Origin of the sequence: Sedimentibacter sp. (assembly GCF_033447055.1) — a bacterium.
In the GTDB taxonomy this organism is placed as follows: Bacteria; Bacillota; Clostridia; order Tissierellales; family Sedimentibacteraceae; genus Sedimentibacter.
Genome location: NZ_JAWQJF010000075.1, coordinates 1 through 16,992, shown reverse-complemented (window position 1 = coordinate 16,992; position 16,992 = coordinate 1). Strand labels below are relative to the sequence as shown.

General features: G+C 33.1%; 17 protein-coding genes. 9 read left to right on the top strand and 8 right to left on the bottom strand.

All coding sequences use genetic code 11. The features are described from left to right. The 3 genes from SA378_RS05035 to SA378_RS05025 all read left to right on the top strand — a co-directional run. Positions 1–493: ABC transporter permease subunit (locus SA378_RS05035; RefSeq protein WP_412178672.1), on the top strand; the 493-nt coding region annotated here is incomplete at its 5' end. Positions 494–833: 340 nt separating this feature from the next. Beyond that, positions 834–1,265, top strand: a complete 432-nt coding sequence (locus tag SA378_RS05030) for an NfeD family protein (protein WP_318524893.1) — start codon at positions 834–836, stop codon at positions 1,263–1,265. A gap of 13 nt (positions 1,266–1,278) precedes the next feature. Continuing rightward, positions 1,279–2,271, top strand: a complete 993-nt coding sequence (locus tag SA378_RS05025) for an SPFH domain-containing protein (RefSeq protein ID WP_318524892.1) — start codon at positions 1,279–1,281, stop codon at positions 2,269–2,271. Between the two features lie 70 nt (positions 2,272–2,341). On the opposite strand, the gene SA378_RS05020 is transcribed toward SA378_RS05025, so the two are convergent. Then, on the bottom strand, positions 2,342–2,920 hold the full coding sequence (locus SA378_RS05020) for a DUF5317 family protein (RefSeq protein WP_318524891.1): 579 nt from the start codon (positions 2,918–2,920) through the stop codon (positions 2,342–2,344). Positions 2,921–3,112: 192 nt separating this feature from the next. Here SA378_RS05020 and SA378_RS05015 point away from each other — a divergent pair, with 192 nt between their 5' ends. From SA378_RS05015 to SA378_RS05005, 3 genes are read left to right on the top strand one after another with little or no spacing between them, the layout of a single operon-like run. After that, on the top strand, positions 3,113–4,447 hold the full coding sequence (locus SA378_RS05015) for a hemolysin family protein (protein WP_318524890.1): 1,335 nt from the start codon (positions 3,113–3,115) through the stop codon (positions 4,445–4,447). 52 nt (positions 4,448–4,499) lie between these two features. Beyond that, the gene (locus tag SA378_RS05010; RefSeq protein ID WP_318524889.1) at positions 4,500–5,117 is read left to right on the top strand and encodes a site-2 protease family protein; all 618 of its coding nucleotides are present in this window, start codon (positions 4,500–4,502) and stop codon (positions 5,115–5,117) included. A 27-nt stretch (positions 5,118–5,144) separates the two neighbouring features. Beyond that, positions 5,145–5,723: a 5-formyltetrahydrofolate cyclo-ligase gene (locus tag SA378_RS05005; protein ID WP_318524888.1), complete on the top strand. Its 579-nt coding sequence runs from the start codon at positions 5,145–5,147 to the stop codon at positions 5,721–5,723. 2 nt (positions 5,724–5,725) lie between these two features. Here the strand turns inward: SA378_RS05005 and SA378_RS05000 are convergent, their stop codons facing one another. Further along, entirely contained in the window at positions 5,726–6,448 is a 723-nt protein-coding gene (locus SA378_RS05000; protein ID WP_318524887.1) for a ComF family protein, read from the bottom strand. Positions 6,449–6,450: 2 nt separating this feature from the next. Then, positions 6,451–8,700 (bottom strand): ATP-dependent RecD-like DNA helicase, encoded by a 2,250-nt coding sequence (locus SA378_RS04995; RefSeq protein WP_318524886.1) that lies wholly within the window; start codon positions 8,698–8,700, stop codon positions 6,451–6,453. A 249-nt stretch (positions 8,701–8,949) separates the two neighbouring features. Here SA378_RS04995 and SA378_RS04990 point away from each other — a divergent pair, with 249 nt between their 5' ends. Genes SA378_RS04990 through SA378_RS04980 form a run of 3 tightly spaced genes read left to right on the top strand, consistent with a single transcriptional unit; the run spans position 8,950 to position 12,306 of the window. Next, a complete protein-coding gene (locus SA378_RS04990; RefSeq protein WP_318524885.1) occupies positions 8,950–10,545 on the top strand; it encodes a polysaccharide biosynthesis protein in 1,596 nt (531 codons plus the stop codon). 1 nt (position 10,546) lies between these two features. After that, a complete protein-coding gene (gene mazG / locus SA378_RS04985; RefSeq protein ID WP_318524884.1) occupies positions 10,547–11,980 on the top strand; it encodes a nucleoside triphosphate pyrophosphohydrolase in 1,434 nt (477 codons plus the stop codon). A gap of 50 nt (positions 11,981–12,030) precedes the next feature. After that, entirely contained in the window at positions 12,031–12,306 is a 276-nt protein-coding gene (locus SA378_RS04980; protein WP_318524883.1) for an HU family DNA-binding protein, read from the top strand. A 70-nt stretch (positions 12,307–12,376) separates the two neighbouring features. Here SA378_RS04980 and SA378_RS04975 read toward each other — a convergent pair whose 3' ends face one another. The 5 genes from SA378_RS04975 to SA378_RS04955 form a co-directional block, all read right to left on the bottom strand. Continuing rightward, entirely contained in the window at positions 12,377–13,084 is a 708-nt protein-coding gene (locus SA378_RS04975; RefSeq protein ID WP_318524882.1) for an ABC transporter ATP-binding protein, read from the bottom strand. After that, positions 13,071–13,847, bottom strand: a complete 777-nt coding sequence (locus tag SA378_RS04970; protein ID WP_318524881.1) for an ABC transporter ATP-binding protein — start codon at positions 13,845–13,847, stop codon at positions 13,071–13,073. The genes SA378_RS04975 and SA378_RS04970 overlap by 14 nt, the downstream gene beginning before the upstream one ends. Further along, positions 13,847–14,935 (bottom strand): branched-chain amino acid ABC transporter permease, encoded by a 1,089-nt coding sequence (locus tag SA378_RS04965; RefSeq protein WP_318524880.1) that lies wholly within the window; start codon positions 14,933–14,935, stop codon positions 13,847–13,849. Before SA378_RS04965 ends, SA378_RS04970 begins: the two co-directional genes overlap by 1 nt. Further along, a complete protein-coding gene (locus tag SA378_RS04960) occupies positions 14,932–15,825 on the bottom strand; it encodes a branched-chain amino acid ABC transporter permease (protein WP_318524879.1) in 894 nt (297 codons plus the stop codon). The genes SA378_RS04965 and SA378_RS04960 overlap by 4 nt, the downstream gene beginning before the upstream one ends. 75 nt (positions 15,826–15,900) lie before the next feature. Then, positions 15,901–16,992: ABC transporter substrate-binding protein (locus SA378_RS04955; RefSeq protein ID WP_318524878.1), on the bottom strand; the 1,092-nt coding region annotated here is incomplete at its 5' end.

Sequence of the window (16,992 nt, the reverse complement as noted above, 5' to 3'; positions counted from 1 at the left end):
TTTAGCAATTGTTGTTGCTGTAATATGCGGCATTTATCTTAACCACACAAAGACAGGGTTAAATGTGAGGGCTATTGGAGAAAATCCAGGAGCAGCAGATGCAGCAGGAATAAAGGTAACAAAACTAAAATATTTGAATGTACTTTTGGGTGGAGGTATCTGCGGCATTGGAGGAGCATATTGCTCTCTAATAATTAATGGCGGCGTATGGATGAGCAACAGTGTAAATGGTTTGGGTTGGATATCTGTAGCACTTGTTATTTTCGCTTCATGGAGTCCTATGCGGGCAATTTTCGGCTCATTTATATTTGGTGCATTTAATATTTTAAAATATTATTTTCCTAAAACATTGATTACTATTCCAAATGCATTTTATGATATGCTTCCGTTTGTTATAACGGCACTTGTGTTAGTAATTACTTCAATTCGTAAGTCAAAAGAAAATTCACAACCGGCTAGCTGCGGTGTGAATTATTTCAGGGAAGAAAGATAATAATAATATTAATAATATCAGTACTAAGTTGAACCGAATGTTGACAACTTAGTCTTTTTTATTTAAAAAACGCATCGAGAGAATTGGAGACTACTGAAAAACTATACATTTGTTTATTGTCATTCTGAGAGCTTGCTCGAAGAATCTCAAAGAATGATGACGTGTTGTTTTCCATAAGACAGAATAAAATGTAGCAGTTTAAATATAATTTATGTATAAATCATATTCTAAGACAAAAACTAAAGTAAAAGAGGTATTATTGATTAATTAGGAAAAGTGTTTACCTGGCTTAAAAAGTGGTATATAATGAATATGCAGTTGTTAACAAGAGGAGGATATTATGGAATATGCAGGATGGGCATGGCTTGGAATTGTCGCTGCTTGTATTGTAATTGAAGCTTTCACCATGGGTTTGACTACAATATGGTTTGCCATTGGAGCACTTGTAGCGTGGCTTGTTCACTTAACCGGTCTCAGCATTGAAATACAAATAGTAGTTTTTTTGATGGTGTCAATTTTGTGTTTGTTTTTGACAAGACCTATTGCTGCTGAAAAATTGAAAGTTGGTATTACAAAAACAAATGCAGATAGTTTAATTGGTGAAACTGTTAAGGTTAAATCAACAATAAATAACATAAATAACGAAGGAACTGTTAAGGCAAGAGGTCAAATATGGTCAGCAAAATCTGTTGATGACAGTATAATAGAAGAAGACGAGATGGTTGTTGTGAAAGAAATAATAGGCGTTAAGCTTATAGTAAAAAGAAAATAACAGGAGGAAGTAAATGGAATTTTTTGGTTTTATTTTTCTTGTTGCAGTATTAATAGTCTTAGTTGCAACAAATATTAGAATTGTACCACAAGCAAATGCATATGTTGTTGAGCGTTTAGGTGCTTATCAGTCTACTTGGGGAGTAGGATTACATATAAAACTTCCGCTTATAGACAAAATAGCAAAAAAAGTGCTGTTAAAAGAGCAGGTAATTGATTTTCCTCCACAGCCGGTTATAACAAAAGACAATGTAACAATGCAAATTGATACAGTAATATTTTTTCAGATAACGGATCCTAAATTTTATGCATATGGAGTAGACAGACCAATGTCTGCTATAGAAAATCTTTCTGCTACTACATTAAGAAACATTATAGGAGATTTAGAGCTTGATCAAACATTGACTTCAAGGGAAATCATCAATACTAAAATGCGTATAGTGTTAGATGAAGCTACTGATCCATGGGGTATAAAAATAAATCGTGTTGAAGTTAAAAACATTATACCTCCTAAAGAAATACAAAATGCAATGGAAAAACAAATGAAAGCTGAAAGAGAAAAAAGAGAATCTATACTTATTGCTGAAGGACAAAAAAGCGCTGCTATATTAGTATCTGAAGGTAAAAAAGCATCTCTCATTCTTGAAGCAGAAGCAGAAAAACAATCAGCAATACTAAGAGCAGAAGCAAGAAAAGAAGCTTCCATAAGAGAAGCTGAAGGTGAGGCTGAAGCAATTTTAAGCATTCAAAAGGCAACAGCAGATGGTATTATAATGATAAGGGAATCCCAACCTAACAAAGAGGTTCTTACATTAAAGAGTTTTGAAGCATTTGAAAAGGCAGCAAACGGTCAGGCTACAAAAATAATCATACCATCAGATTTACAAGGACTTGCAGGACTTGCTACCACACTGATGGAAACCATCAAGAAAAGTAAGCAGACAACCCAAATTTTACATTTGGTGTTGGTCGCTTATCCTGAGCGCAGCGAAGGATCTCATAAATAAGCGAAATGTTAGTAAATTTATATAAAAAAAAATGCGCTGGTATCCAGCGCATTAATATTTTTTGTGAATTTTATTTGAAAATATTTTTTGAAAATGTAATTCTGTTTCTGCTTTGAATAAATTTGTCAGAAATAATCGCTTGAATAACTAACGCAATTCCCATTGCTGCAATGATATCGCCTATGCTAACTATAAACAGATTTCCTACAGTAATTATATTTCCTAAAAAACTTAGGCTTGCGTTTTCTGCAGACGTAAAAAATATTATTTTTCCGTTGTTTAATAGTTCATAAATTTCGGTACCATATATTTTTGCAGCAGCAGCTGCATCAAGAGGAAACTTAAAACCATTTACCAAAAAAACTAATAAATTTAAAAATAGACCAATAAGTGGTACAAACATAAACTTCATACTTATATTTGCAATCAAAAATAATAACGTTAAAATAAATGAAATTAACAAAAAACCAGCATATAAAAATGAACTGTAATCATATAGTCCTAAATTCATTACAATAATGCCCAAGTATAACACGGCAGATACATAAATAAGCGGTTGAGCATTAAAATGGACATATGCCAATCTTGATATTCTTCCTCTTCTAGCATAGCCGATAATCATTCCTAGAATCAAAGCTTCAAAAAACATGATTGCCTCCAAGTATTTCCCAGTACAATAATTTTACAATATATCACAAATTATATCAACTTATATTTAAATAAAATTAAATTATACTGTACAAATCGAGTAAAATGTTGGAATCATAAATGAATATTGACTGGTTATAATATATATGGTATTATTTTTGTAATATTTATTAATATTTAGGAGGTTTTCACTTTGTTAGAAGAAGGCTCGATATGGAGTCCATTAGTTTTACAGGTAATATTGATTTCGGTTAATGCAATTTTTGCTTCTGCAGAAATTGCTGTTATTTCTATGAATGATAACAGAATGGCAAAAATGGCAGCGGAAGGTGATAAACGTGCTATTAAGCTGAGCAAATTGACTTTGCAGCCATCCAGATTCCTTTCAATAATACAGGTTGGTATTACGCTGGCTGGTTTTTTTGGAAGTGCTTTTGCTGCAGATAATTTTGCAAGTAAATTAACTGAAGTTTTGTTGAAAACAGGTTTAAATTTTCCGGTTTCAACTTTAAACACAATTTCTGTAATTATAATAACATTGATACTATCATATTTTACACTTGTTTTTGGAGAACTTGTTCCAAAAAGGGTAGCAATGAAAAATGCAGAAAAACTTGCTCTTTTTATGGCAGGAATGTTATATTTCATTTCAAAATTATTTGCGCCTCTTGTAGGGTTGCTTACGGTTTCTACTAACGGAATATTAAGACTAATGGGAATTGACCCTAACTCTGAGGATGAGGAAATAACGGAGGAAGACATTCGCATGATGGTTGATGTAGGAAGTGAAAAAGGATCAATCAATGTTAGTGAAAAGGAAATGATACAAAATATTTTTGAATTTGATAATAAAACAGCAGAAGAAGTAATGACTCACAGAACTGAGGTGGATATTTTGTGGCTCGATGAAACTGATGCCGAATGGAATCAAAAAATTAAAATGAGCAGACATTCCAGATATCCTGTTTGTTCAGGGAGTGCTGATAATGTTATAGGTGTTTTAAATGTTAAAGATTACTTTAGGCTTCAGGAAAATACTAGAGAAGCAGTTATGAACAAAGCTATAAAACCTGCTTATTATGTGCCGGAAACAGTGAGAACAGATGTGTTGTTCCAAAATATGAAAAAAAGCAGAAATCACTTTGCGGTAGTATTCGATGAATATGGCGGTATGAGCGGCGTTATAACAATGGATGATTTAATTGAACAAATAGTTGGAAACTTTGATGATGATTATTTAACTCCTGAAGCTCCTACCATAGAGAAAATAGATGAAGATACATGGAAAATTAAAGGTTCTGCATATTTGGACGATGTTACAAAACAACTTGGCGTATCATTGCCGGATGAGGATTTTGAAACATTCGGAGGTCTGGTTTTTGGCGTTCTTGGTATAATACCAGAGGATGGAAGCACTATGGAACTGGATGAATATGGTCTAAAAATAAAAGTTACAGAAATTAAGGGACGTAGGCTTGAGACAGCAATAGTCTACAAAAATCAAGATCCTACAGATTATGAGGATTAAATTTAGATATGTTTAAGCTGAATCTTGTATTATGTAAATACAAGGAGGAATTATGGATTATATAGTGAATAAATTATTAATATTGCCGGGGATTTTGTTAGGGCTTTCCATACATGAATTTTCCCATGGCTATGCTGCTCTAAAAATGGGTGATGACACTGCGTTGATGCAGGGACGTTTGACTTTGAATCCAATAAAACATATAGACCCCATGGGATTCATTTGTCTTTTGTTGTTCGGTTTTGGTTGGGCTAAGCCGGTTATGATAAACTCAAGAAATTTTAAAAATCCAAGAAGAGATGATGCAATTGTTTCCATTGCCGGACCTGCTTCTAACCTTTTGACAGCTGTTTTGTTCGTAATATTTATGAAACTTGCAGATACTTATATGCCTTATAATGCACTTGGACAAATTATATGGGAAGTACTTAGAAACACGGTAGTTATTAATTTAGTGCTCATGGTATTCAATTTAATACCAATACCTCCCCTTGATGGACATCACATATTGGGAAGTATAGGCGGAGCTAAAGTGTGGAATTTCTATTATAAATATTATGACCATCTTAGATTTGCAATGCTTCTGCTTATTGTTTTCAATGGGGTTGGCTTGATTATTTCTCCGATAATCAATTTTATTTACAGTCTTTTAATTACATTGGTTTTTTAATAATATTATTTAATTAACGGTGATTATATGGAAACTAAAAAAGAACTAAGAAATAAAATACTTAATATAAGAAATAACATGGAAAAAGAAGATGTACTAAAAAAAAGCAATGTTATACTCAATAAAATTGTCAGTTCTGAAATTTATAAAAACAGCAGGACTGTTTTTATTTACATGGATTTTAAAAATGAAGTAATAACTTCTCAATTGATAAATCAAATGCTCAAAGAAAAAAAACGAGTAGTAATACCTTATACAGATATAATTAATACAGTCATAATTCCATCGGAAATCAAAAGTATGGAAAATTATTTGACATTAAGCAAATTTGGTTATTATGAGCCTATATTTGAAAAAATCGTTCCAGTTAATCCACAGGAGTTTGACTTGGTTGTAGTTCCAGGCGTTGCATTTGATAAAAATTTGAATCGAGTGGGATTTGGGAAGGGTTATTATGACAAAATATTAAAAAATATCAGGACTGATGCTCAGATAGTTGCAATAGCCTACGAATTTCAAGTTTTAGATGAAATTCCATGTGAAGAACATGATATAAAAATGGATAAAATAATAACCGAAGAAACAATTTATAATAAATTATTATAGTTTTATCTTGCAATTGTTATTACATATACTTTATCAACACCAAAATCAAGAAGCGCTTTAGAACATTCGTCAGCAGTGGAACCTGTTGTGTAGACATCATCTACCAGTAGAACACTGCTGTTTTTTATTAAATTTACAGATGAGTTTTCTTTCACAGAAAAAGCATTATTTAAGTTTTTTCTTCGTGCTTCCTTTGATTGACTGCTTTGCTTAGGTGTTAGTTTTGTTCTTTTTAATGCGTCCACATAAGGTATGGACAATTTATTTGATATGTGTTTTGCAAGCAGTTCTGACTGATTGTATCCCCTACTTCGCATTTTTGTAATATGAAGAGGAACAGAAACGATATAGTCAAAGCTCACATAATTTGTTTTTTCCATATAATCTACGAGACAATTGCCAAAAAATTTACTAAAATAGGGTTTGTTGTGGTACTTGAAGTTGTATATTCCTTTTTTTATTAATCCTTCATAAGCAAAAGGTGACTTAGAAACTTCAAAATGGTTCTCATAAGAACTGCAGTCCGGGCAAAGATTAGTTGAAGAATTATAATCAATAGGCTTAGAACATTTGCTGCAAACCGGTGGTATAATTTTTTTTATGAGAGTTTCACATTCTGAGCATATGTATTTTTCCCCTATAGATTCATCATACGCATCACAAAAAAAACATGTGTTTTTTTCGGGGTATAAAAGTTCTAAAAATGATTCAATATAAGTGTTCATAATTACTCCATGGAATAATCCGACAGCATTGCATAAGTTGTAACTGCAGAATGCAGCCTGTAATCAAGCGCTGAAAACCTCTTATCAATTTTATTATTATCCACCATGTCTTTCATATATTTTTCAAAGCCAACCAGCACAACAAGTTTTTTTGCTCTTGTTATGGCAGTATAAAATAAATTTCTGGTTAAAAGCATGGGTGGACCCCACACAATTGGCATAATAATTACAGGAAATTCACTTCCCTGACTTTTATGAACTGTTGTTGCATACGCCAAAATAAGCTCGTCTAATTGAGTAAAGCTGTATGCAACTTCTTTTTCATCATCAAATTGAACAACTAATTCCTGTTCAACTTCATCAATAAATATTATATACCCGATATCTCCATTATAAACACCTTCACCTGTAATAATTTTTTCATCTGTTGTGAGTGCTTTCCATTCAGCCTGGTAATTATTTTTTATTTGCATTACCTTGTCTCCAACACGGAAAATATATTTTCCAAAAACTTTTTCCTTTTTTAACTTGGAAGGAGGATTAACTTCTGCCTGAATTTTTTTATTAAGTTCAATTACTCCGATGCTACCTTTTTTCATGGGAGATAATACTTGTATGTCTTTTACAGAATTAAAACCGTATTTTACAGGCAGACGGTTATTATAAAGGTCAACAATTAAGTTTAATAAGTCGATGCTGTTATTTTGTCGCATAAAGAAAAAATCTGAATCTTTTTTGTTGTATATGGGCATAGATCCTTTGTTTATCATATGGGCATTTTGGACAATCATGCTTCCTTCAGATTGTCTGAATATTGTATCAAGCCTTATTGTTTTTATAGTATTGCTTTTTATAATATCTGAAAGAACATTGCCGGCACCCACAGATGGAAGCTGGTCGACATCTCCAACCAGAATTAGATGTGTGCCTTTTTTAATTGCTTTTAATAGATTGTTCATGAGCAATATATCAACCATTGACATTTCATCTATAATTACAACATCACAATCAAGAGGTGAGTTTTCATTTTTATTAAATGACAGATTGCTGTCATCTTCTCCAAAAGCATACTCCAACATACGGTGGATTGTCTTCGCCTCTCTGCCTGTTGATTCTGTTATGCGCTTTGTTGCTCTTCCTGTGGGAGCACAAAGAAGAACTTTTTTATTTATTTTTTTAAAAACCTTTAATATTGATAGTATTATGGTTGTTTTTCCAGTACCGGGACCTCCTGTTATAACAGTGATTCCGTTAAGTATTGATTGTATAACTGCTTCTTTTTGTTTTTCCGTAAGAGTAATTGTAGATTCTTCTTCTGTTTCATTTAAATATTGAATAGCTTCATCTTCAGATATATTAAATTCTGTTCGTGACAGATTAATTAAATTTTTGCAAACATTAACTTCTGCAGTATGGTATGGTATATAATAAACAGCTTGCTCATCATAAATTGTTTCAATATGTATTTTGCCTGTAAATGCCATATTTCGAATTTCATCTTCCGTATCTTCTGCAGTTGTTTCAAGAATATTAAGCGTACTGTTTAACAACATGCTGTAAGGAACATATGTGTGTCCTCTGGATGCATATTCTGCAAGAACAAATTTTACTCCTGATGATATTCTGTAAGGGGAAATTTTTTCTACTCCTAAAGATGCAGCTATTTTATCAGCAAGTTTAAAACCAATTCCATATATATCTTCAGTAAGCTTATATGGATTTTCTGTTATTGTTTGTATGGTATTTTTCCCGTATTGCTTATATATTTTTATACTGTAACTGGTACTGATGTCATGACTTTGCAGAAACATCATTATCTCTTTGATATCAGATTGTTCAGCAAAGCTCTTAGATATCATTTCAGCTTTTTTTTCTCCTATTCCTTCAACTTCCAAAAGTCTTTCAGGATGTTTTTGGATTATTTTAAATGTATCTTCTTTAAAGACTTTCACTATATTTTTTGCTGTGTATTTTCCTATTCCTTTTATTAAACCGGAAGACAAGTAATTTTCTATTTGGTCAAGGCTTGAAGGGAGAATAGTATTGTACATATCTACTTGAAATTGTTCTCCATATTTAGGATGCTTAACTTTTTTTCCGTAAACTTCTATTGTTTCACTTGTAACATCAGAACTGAATACTCCGGTTACAGTTATTATATCATTGTTGTCTGCTTCCATTATTGCAACAGTATAGCCATTTTCATTATTGCGAAAAATTGTTTCAATGATAGTACCTTTAAGTGTTTCCATTAATTGCTCCTCAATGATTAATTAACTGCTAGCTCTATAGAATTATATCACAAAAATATATATACAAGAAGTAAAATTCATAACAGAGTCGTATTTCTTATAAAATTCATTAGAAAAACAAATTTTTCTTTTAAACAACATTAAATTGTGATAAACTGAATTTCAGCAATAAGCTAAAATTTAGGTAAATTAAACATTTATGTGCAACAATATATCATAAATATTTTTGCGAGAAAGAAAGGAATTAAAATGTCTAAGGAAAATTTCATAAAAGGTGCTGCTATACTGAGTGTAGCAGGATTATTAGTTAAGATATTGGGAGCTATTTACAGAATTCCATTAACAAATCTTATTGGAACAGAAGGTATTGGTTATTATCAACCTGCTTATAATATTTATAATTTGCTGCTGGTTGTGTCTTTGGCAGGATTTCCAACTGCTATAGCGAAGCTTGTTTCAGAAAAAAGGGCATTGCTAAATTATGCAGGAGCATATCAAGTATATAAAATATCGCGTTGGGGATTGTTTTTTATAGGTATTGTATCTTCTATAGTTGTTTTGATATTTGCTAAAAATCTTGTTTCCTTCTTGGGTTATCCTGGTTCTTATTATTCAATGATAGCGCTTGTGCCAGCATTATTTGCAGTACCTCTTTTATCAGCTTACAGAGGTTTCTTTCAGGGAACTCAAAACATGGCTCCTATTGCATTGTCACAAATTATTGAACAAATTTTCAGAGTTTCAGTCGGGTTATATCTTGCATATTCATTTGTAGGAAAGGGACTTGAAGAAGCTGCAGCAGGAGCGACATTTGGTGCTTCAGCTGGTGGATTGGCTGCGTTGATACTTATTTATTTATTGTTTTTCTTTAGCAAGAAAAGAATAAAAGAAGAAATATCACTTTCATCTCACAATAAGACAGAGCCTGTTTTGGATATAGTAAAAAGTCTTTTATATATAGCAATACCGATTACTATTGGAGCATCTATATCACCGCTTATGGGATTGGCGGATTCATATATTGTATCAAACAGATTATCGGCAATCGGATATACTAGCATTGAGATAGCAGACATGTTTGGGGAATTAAGCGGAACTGCACAAACATTGATAAATTTTCCTCAAGTGTTTTCAACTGCAGTTGCAATGAGTTTGGTACCGGTTATTACAGAAGCATTTACAAGAAAGCAACATGATAAGCTTAATACAACAACAAATGTTGGTGTAAAAATATCATTAATAATTGGTCTACCGTGCGGTATTGGTTTATTTATGCTTGCGGAGCCTGTAATTGCTTTGCTGTATGCATCCATAGGGCCTGAAAAACATGCAAGTTCAGGAGCGTTACTTCAAATAATGGCAATCAGCGTAATTTTTCTTACTTTAGTTCAAGCATTTACTGCAGTGTTGCAATCAATAAACAAACAGTTTCACCCTGTTAAAAACCTTGCAATAGGATTAATAGTAAAAATTATATTATCATATATACTTATTGGAATGCCGTCTTTGAATATCAGGGGGGCTGCAATCAGCACTACAATTTCATACTTGGTGGTTGCAATATTAAACTGGTACGACATAAACTTTAAAACAAATATAAAAATAAATTTAATTCAAGTATCTGCAAGACCACTTTTGTCATCGGCCGTTATGGCAGTAGCGGTAGGAATTTCTTTCAGACTTATAAAAGCGGCTGTTGGAAGTCAGAATATTGCAACATTAACCTCTGTAGCCATAGCAGTAATTGTTTATGTAGTGTGCTTGTTTTTAACCGGAGCAATAACTAAAGAAGATTTAGAATTAATTCCCAAAGGGGAAAAACTTAGAAAATTTGTGAGGAAATAAAATGAATACAGTTCAAATTATAGGCTTAGGGTCAGGAAGCAAAGAGGATTTGACTTTGAAGGCTCACAACGCTTTAGCAGAAAAGATACCGACATATGTCAGAACGGACAGACATCCAATAATTCAAGAGCTTAAAAAAGATATTTGTGTAAACAGTTTTGATGATTATTTTGAAAGATATGAATCTTTTGATGAAATCTATGAAAAAATAACAGAGCGAGTTGTCGAACTGTCTAAACAATATAAAAAAATAAACTACTGCACGGCAGGAAGTCCATATTATGGTGATATAGTAACAAAAAAACTCCTTAATGAATATAAAGACGAAATAAATATAATAATAATAGATGGAATGAGTTTTCTTGATAAATGCATAAAATTATCAGGATATTCAGATTATAAATCAATAGCAGTTTTAGATTGTTTGGAAGCTGATGAATTTTCTTTCGATGTTAATTTTTTTAATATAATAACACAGGTATATGATTTGGAAATAGCTTCACAGTTAAAACTCAAACTTATGGAAATATATCCAGACACTGTAAATGTTCTGAAAATTGATGTTTTAGAAGAAAATGTAAAAGAAATGCCCTTATTTATGATTGATCAAGAAAAAAATTACGGATTTTCAACATATTTTTGCATTCTTCCTATTGAAATTTCAAAAAATACAGTGTATAATGTAAATAATCTGTGCAGGATAGTTAAAGTGCTCAGAGGGCCTGATGGGTGTCCATGGGATATGAAACAAACACATAATTCTATCAGACAGAATGTAATTGAAGAAGCGTATGAAGTTGTTGATGCAATTGACAATGACGATATGGATAACTTGGTGGAAGAGCTTGGAGATTTATTGTTACAGGTAATTTTTCACGCAGAACTTGGAAGTGAAGAAGGATATTTTAATATTAACGATGTGGTAACAAATGTTTGTAATAAAATGTATTCTAGGCATCCGCATGTTTTTGGGAGTGTAAAAGCTGATAATGTCGATGAAGCTCTGAAGAGTTGGGAATCAGCAAAACAAAAGGAAAAAAACTTAAATACTTACACGGACAATTTGAAAAATGTTCCTAAAGCATTATCAACTCTTAGCAGAAGTTATAAAATACAGAAAAGGGCAGCAGAAGTAGGATTTGATTGGCCTGATGAAAATGGCGCCATATTAAAAGTTAAAGAAGAACTTTTTGAATTTATTGAAGAATACAACAGAGATGATTTCAATAAAATGGAAGAAGAGTTTGGGGATTTGTTGTTTGCACTTGTTAACTTTGCCAGATTTATGAAAATAAATCCTGACATAGCGTTAAACAAAACAATCAACAAATTTATTAACAGATTTGAATATATAGAAAAGCATTCAACTAAAGATTTAAAACAAATGACTCTGAAAGAAATGGATGAGTTATGGGAAGAATCAAAGTTCCAATAGGAATTTAGATAAAAAAAAACAAACTACAATTTTTTTAAGGAGGGTTTTTTATGAATAAAGCTGATTTAATTGCTAGTGTTGCAGAAAAAACTGGATTTACAAAGAAAGATGCAGAGAAAGCGCTAAATGGTTTCATGGAAACAATAAAAGACGAACTAGTATCAGGTGGCAAAGTTCAATTAGTAGGATTTGGAACTTTTGAAGTTAGAGACAGAAAAGAAAGACAAGGAAGAAATCCTAGAAATCCTGGAGAAACTATTGATATACCAGCATCAAAAGCACCCGTATTTAAAGCAGGTAAATCATTAAAAGAAGCAGTAAACTAATAAGAACATAATAAGAAAAGTTGCAAATATAATAAAAGCCGTGTATACGGCTTTTTATTATGTCACTTATTTATTTTTTTGAAGTTCCAAGATAAGCTTCTTTTATTTTTTCGTTTTGCATAAGTTCTCGTCCTTTACCTTCCATTGTAATGTTTCCGGTTTCAAGAACATAACCATAATCAGCTACTTTTAGTGCTTTGTTTGCATTTTGTTCTATAAGAAGTATTGTTGTACCTAGCTTGTTAATTTCTTTAATAATGTCAAATATACCATTTACTATTAAAGGAGCGAGTCCAAGAGATGGCTCATCCATCATTATCAACTTAGGCCTTGCCATTAAAGCTCTTCCTACAGCTAGCATCTGCTGTTCTCCTCCAGATAAAGTTCCTGCCATTTGCCAGGATCTTTCCTTAAGTCTTGGAAACAAATCATATACTTCCAAAATTTGTTCTTCGATTCCATTTTTCTGAAGATAAGCTCCGATTTTTAAATTTTCCAGTACAGTTAAGTTAGCAAATACTCTTCTTCCTTCAGGAACCAGTGTAATTCCTCTTGCGACAATGTCTATTGTATCTTTACCGACAATATTTTCTCCTTGAAATATAATTTCACCTTGACTTGGTTTTACAAGATTCATTATTGTTCTTAGAGTTGTGCTTTTTCCTGCGCCATTGGCACCTATTAAGGTTACAATTGATTTTTCAGGAACTTGGATGCTAATACCTTTGACTGCAGATATTCCGCCATAGTTTACATGCAAATCATTAATCTTCAGCATTTTCTTCCACCCCCAAATAAGCTTCTATTACTCTAGGGTTGTTTTTAACCTCATTGGCTGTACCCTTCGCAATAAGTTGACCAAAATCTAATACATAAATTTTATCTGATATTTCCATTACAAGGTCCATATGATGTTCAATCATAAATATAGTCAATTCAAACTCATCTCTTATAGCATGAATGAAGGACGAAAGTTCCATTGTTTCATGAGGATTCATTCCTGCTGCAGGTTCGTCCAAAAGCAATAATTTTGCATCAGTAGCCAGAGCTCTTGCTATTTCAAGTTTTCTCTGTTCACCATAAGGTAAGGAATGTGCAATTTCATTTTTTAAACTTAAAAGTCCGAGTTTATCAAGAAGCATTTCAGATTTTTCTCTCATATGCTTTTCTTCTGCATTTGACCAGGGCATTCGCAATGCACTTGAAAGGAAATTGCTTTTAATGTGCAAGTGGTTAGCTATCAAAATATTCTCTAATACCGTCAAATTCTTGAATAAACGTATATTTTGGAATGTCCTTGCAATACCTTTCGAAGCGATTTTGTCAGGTGTCAAACCAGTGATTTTTTCATCATTGAAATATACATTTCCTTTTGTAGGAGTATAAACACCTGTAATTACGTTGAATGCTGTTGTTTTACCTGCTCCGTTAGGGCCGATTAACGCTTCTATTCGTCCTTTTTCAACTTCAATATTGAGGTTGTTTACCGCTACAACGCCACCAAACTGCATTATAACATTATCAACTTTTAAAACGCTCATTATACAACACCTCCTTCGCCTGATTTTTTGCGTGGAGTTTTTTTCTTTTTAAATAATCCTTTGATTAAGTCCCAGGAAAGTTCTTTTTGTCCTAAAAGACCATTTCTGAAGAATAGCACTAATATCATTAACAGTATCGAGAATATAACCATTCTGAATCCTGCTCGGAATAGAGGAACAGTAAATCCAAACAATGTCAGAGGATCATCGAAAAACCTTAATACTTCAAGACCAACAGTAACGACAAAAGATGCTATGACTGTGCCTGAAATGCTTCCCATTCCACCTAAAACTATTATTAAGAGGAAATTGTAAGTAATTGTGAAATAAAACTGTTTAGGATCAACTGTGCCTAACAAAGAAGCAAGGAGTCCTCCTCCAATTCCTGCAAAGAAAGCTCCAATAGCAAAAGATAAAACTTTGTGTTTAAATAAGTTGATTCCCATTGCTTCTGCTGCCACGTCATCCTCGCGAATAGCTTTAAGAGCTCTTCCGTAACTGGAATCTATAAGCAAAATAATAAATATTACAGAAATTATTGCAACCCCAAAGAAAACCCACATTGTAGGCATTTCAGGAATACTTTTAATTCCTAAAGCTCCGTTAGTAATTGTTTTAGTGTTTGTGAAAATGATACGAATTATTTCTGAAAATCCGAGTGTTGCAATTGCTAAATAATCACTTTTTAAGCGAAGAACAGGCATTCCTATTAAAATAGCAGCTATGGCTGCTAAAAGACCGCCTAATATAAGTGCAATTCCAAAGGGTAATTCAATTTGTGCAATAAGAGGATTTTGTGGCACAATATAAAATATTGCATCACGAAGTTCAACAGGAACAGTGAATACTGCAACAGTATAAGCACCAATTGCCATAAAACCTGCTTGACCTAATGAAAAAAGTCCTGTAAACCCATTTACTAAATTCATTGAAACACTTACTATTGTATATATTGCTGCAAGATTCAATACACGCCTAACGTAGTTATCACCAATTACTTCCATATCCAGAAGGATGATAACGGATGCGAAAATAACTATCAATATTGCGTTTTTAATTAAATTTTTATTTTTCTTATTTTCTATCATACCTTATCTGTCACCTTCTCTCCTAAAAGTCCGGTCGGTTTTACTATTAAAACTATTATTAAGATTATAAATGCTATAGCATCTCTGTAACCTGTGAGGGATGGTAAAAAAGAAACAAGCATAATTTCTGCCATACCTAAAATAAATCCGCCGATTACAGCGCCTGTTGTGTTGCCTATACCGCCTAAAACAGCAGCAATAAAGCATTTGAGTCCAGGCATGACACCCATGAGAGGTATTACTGACGGATATTTAGAACCCCAAAGAACAGCACCAATTGCTGCAAGAGCCGAACCAATTATAAATGTTGTTGAAATAACTTTGTTGATATTGATTCCCATTAAACGGGCAGCTTCAAAATCTTTTGATACTGCTCTCATTGCCATGCCGATTTTTGTTTTGTTTGTGATGAAAAGAACAACAAACAGTAAAAATATAGTAACAATAGGTGTTACTACGGTTGCAACAGATAAAGAAATATTTCCAAAACTTATTGCTTTTGTAAGAATCGGAATATCAGGAAATCCCTTTGGAACTCCAGTAAATAAGTATGTTGCCAGATTTTCAAGTAGAAATGAAACGCCAATCGCAGATATCATTATTGACATACGCGGTGCATCTCGAAGGGGCTTGTACGCTGCCTTTTCTATCCATACTCCTAATGCAACTGCAGCGATTATTACTAATATAGTGGATACGTACCATGGCAAACCAAAATTCACCATGCCGAACACCATGAAATATGCTGCCATCATGAATATATCACCATGTGCAAAGTTAATAAGTCTTAATATTCCATAAACCATGGTATAACCGATGGCTAAAAGTGCATATAGACTTCCTATGGAAATACCATTGGCAAGCTGTTGCATAAAAATTTCAAAAGTCATATTTATTCCTCCAATTAAAAAGCTAAATAATTGCAAAAGGGCGAACGATGAGTTCGCCCTTACTGATATGCAATATTATTTTACTTCAACTGTATCGATGTATACAAATTGTCCGTCCTCAACCGTCTTGATAACAGCTATATTTTTGTCAGCATCGCCTTCATCTGTAAAGTTTATAACACCGGTAACTCCTTCAAAATCTTTAGTAGCTGCTATTGCATCGCGAACAGCAACACCATCAGTTGAACCTGCACGTTCAATAGCATCTCTTACTAACAAATATGCATCATATCCTAATGCTGCAACAGCAGGAATTATAGGTTCTTTGCCGGCAAGTTCTTTTTTGTAGCCTTCAACAAATACTTTTGCTTCTTCTGTAGCTGGATCGTTTTCATCAAAGAATGTTGACAAAGCAATGCCTTCAGCATCTGTTCCAGCAACATCTATAACTGCAGGGTTTTCCCAAGTGTCTCCGCCCATTATTAAGCTTTCAATGCCAAGTGCTCTAGCTTGTTTAATTATTAAAGGAGCTGCTGTTGCTGAACTTGGTGCAAATATAACGTCAGGATTTTTTGCTTTGACATTAGTAAGAATTGCATTAAAGTCAGTGTCATTAACCTGGAATTCAGAAACATCAACTATGCTGTTTTCATCTCCTGTTAATTCTTTGAAAGCATCCATAAAGAAATTTCCAAGACCTATTGAGTAGTCATCTCCGTTTTGCATAATAACTGCTGCTGTTTTAGCTCCCTGTGACAATGCATAGTTTGCCATAACTTTTCCCTGGAATGGATCCAAGAAACAAGCACGGAAGTAGAATTCATTTCCTTGAGTTACCATTGGGTTTGTACAAGAAGCGCCCATTGCTGGAATTTGTGCTTTCTTAATTATGTCTCCGGCTGCAATTGAAACACCAGAACCATAAGAGCCAATTATTGCTACAACATTTTCTTTTTCGATAAGTCTTGTTACTGCTGTAGTCGCTTCACCTTTATCGCTCTTGTTATCAACTATTACCAATTCGATTTTTTTGCCTAATACTTCAGGATACATTTTGTTTGCATATTTTATACCATCAAGTTCCTGAAGACCGCCTCCTCCATTTTCACCTGTAAGAGGTTCAAAAACACCGATTTTTATAACATCAGAACTGTCTGCTGCAACATC

What these genes read in the sequence shown, in the direction of transcription:
- SA378_RS05030 (WP_318524893.1), top strand. Translation starts at nt 834, where the DNA reads ATGGAATATGCAGGATGGGCATGGCTTGGAATTGTCGCTGCTTGTATT.
- SA378_RS05025 (WP_318524892.1), top strand. Translation starts at nt 1,279, where the DNA reads ATGGAATTTTTTGGTTTTATTTTTCTTGTTGCAGTATTAATAGTCTTA.
- SA378_RS05020 (WP_318524891.1), bottom strand. Translation starts at nt 2,920, where the DNA reads ATGTTTTTTGAAGCTTTGATTCTAGGAATGATTATCGGCTATGCTAGA.
- SA378_RS05010 (WP_318524889.1), top strand. Translation starts at nt 4,500, where the DNA reads ATGGATTATATAGTGAATAAATTATTAATATTGCCGGGGATTTTGTTA.
- SA378_RS05005 (WP_318524888.1), top strand. Translation starts at nt 5,145, where the DNA reads ATGGAAACTAAAAAAGAACTAAGAAATAAAATACTTAATATAAGAAAT.
- SA378_RS05000 (WP_318524887.1), bottom strand. Translation starts at nt 6,448, where the DNA reads ATGAACACTTATATTGAATCATTTTTAGAACTTTTATACCCCGAAAAA.
- SA378_RS04995 (WP_318524886.1), bottom strand. Translation starts at nt 8,700, where the DNA reads ATGGAAACACTTAAAGGTACTATCATTGAAACAATTTTTCGCAATAAT.
- SA378_RS04990 (WP_318524885.1), top strand. Translation starts at nt 8,950, where the DNA reads ATGTCTAAGGAAAATTTCATAAAAGGTGCTGCTATACTGAGTGTAGCA.
- mazG (WP_318524884.1), top strand. Translation starts at nt 10,547, where the DNA reads ATGAATACAGTTCAAATTATAGGCTTAGGGTCAGGAAGCAAAGAGGAT.
- SA378_RS04980 (WP_318524883.1), top strand. Translation starts at nt 12,031, where the DNA reads ATGAATAAAGCTGATTTAATTGCTAGTGTTGCAGAAAAAACTGGATTT.
- SA378_RS04975 (WP_318524882.1), bottom strand. Translation starts at nt 13,084, where the DNA reads ATGCTGAAGATTAATGATTTGCATGTAAACTATGGCGGAATATCTGCA.
- SA378_RS04970 (WP_318524881.1), bottom strand. Translation starts at nt 13,847, where the DNA reads ATGAGCGTTTTAAAAGTTGATAATGTTATAATGCAGTTTGGTGGCGTT.
- SA378_RS04965 (WP_318524880.1), bottom strand. Translation starts at nt 14,935, where the DNA reads ATGATAGAAAATAAGAAAAATAAAAATTTAATTAAAAACGCAATATTG.
- SA378_RS04960 (WP_318524879.1), bottom strand. Translation starts at nt 15,825, where the DNA reads ATGACTTTTGAAATTTTTATGCAACAGCTTGCCAATGGTATTTCCATA.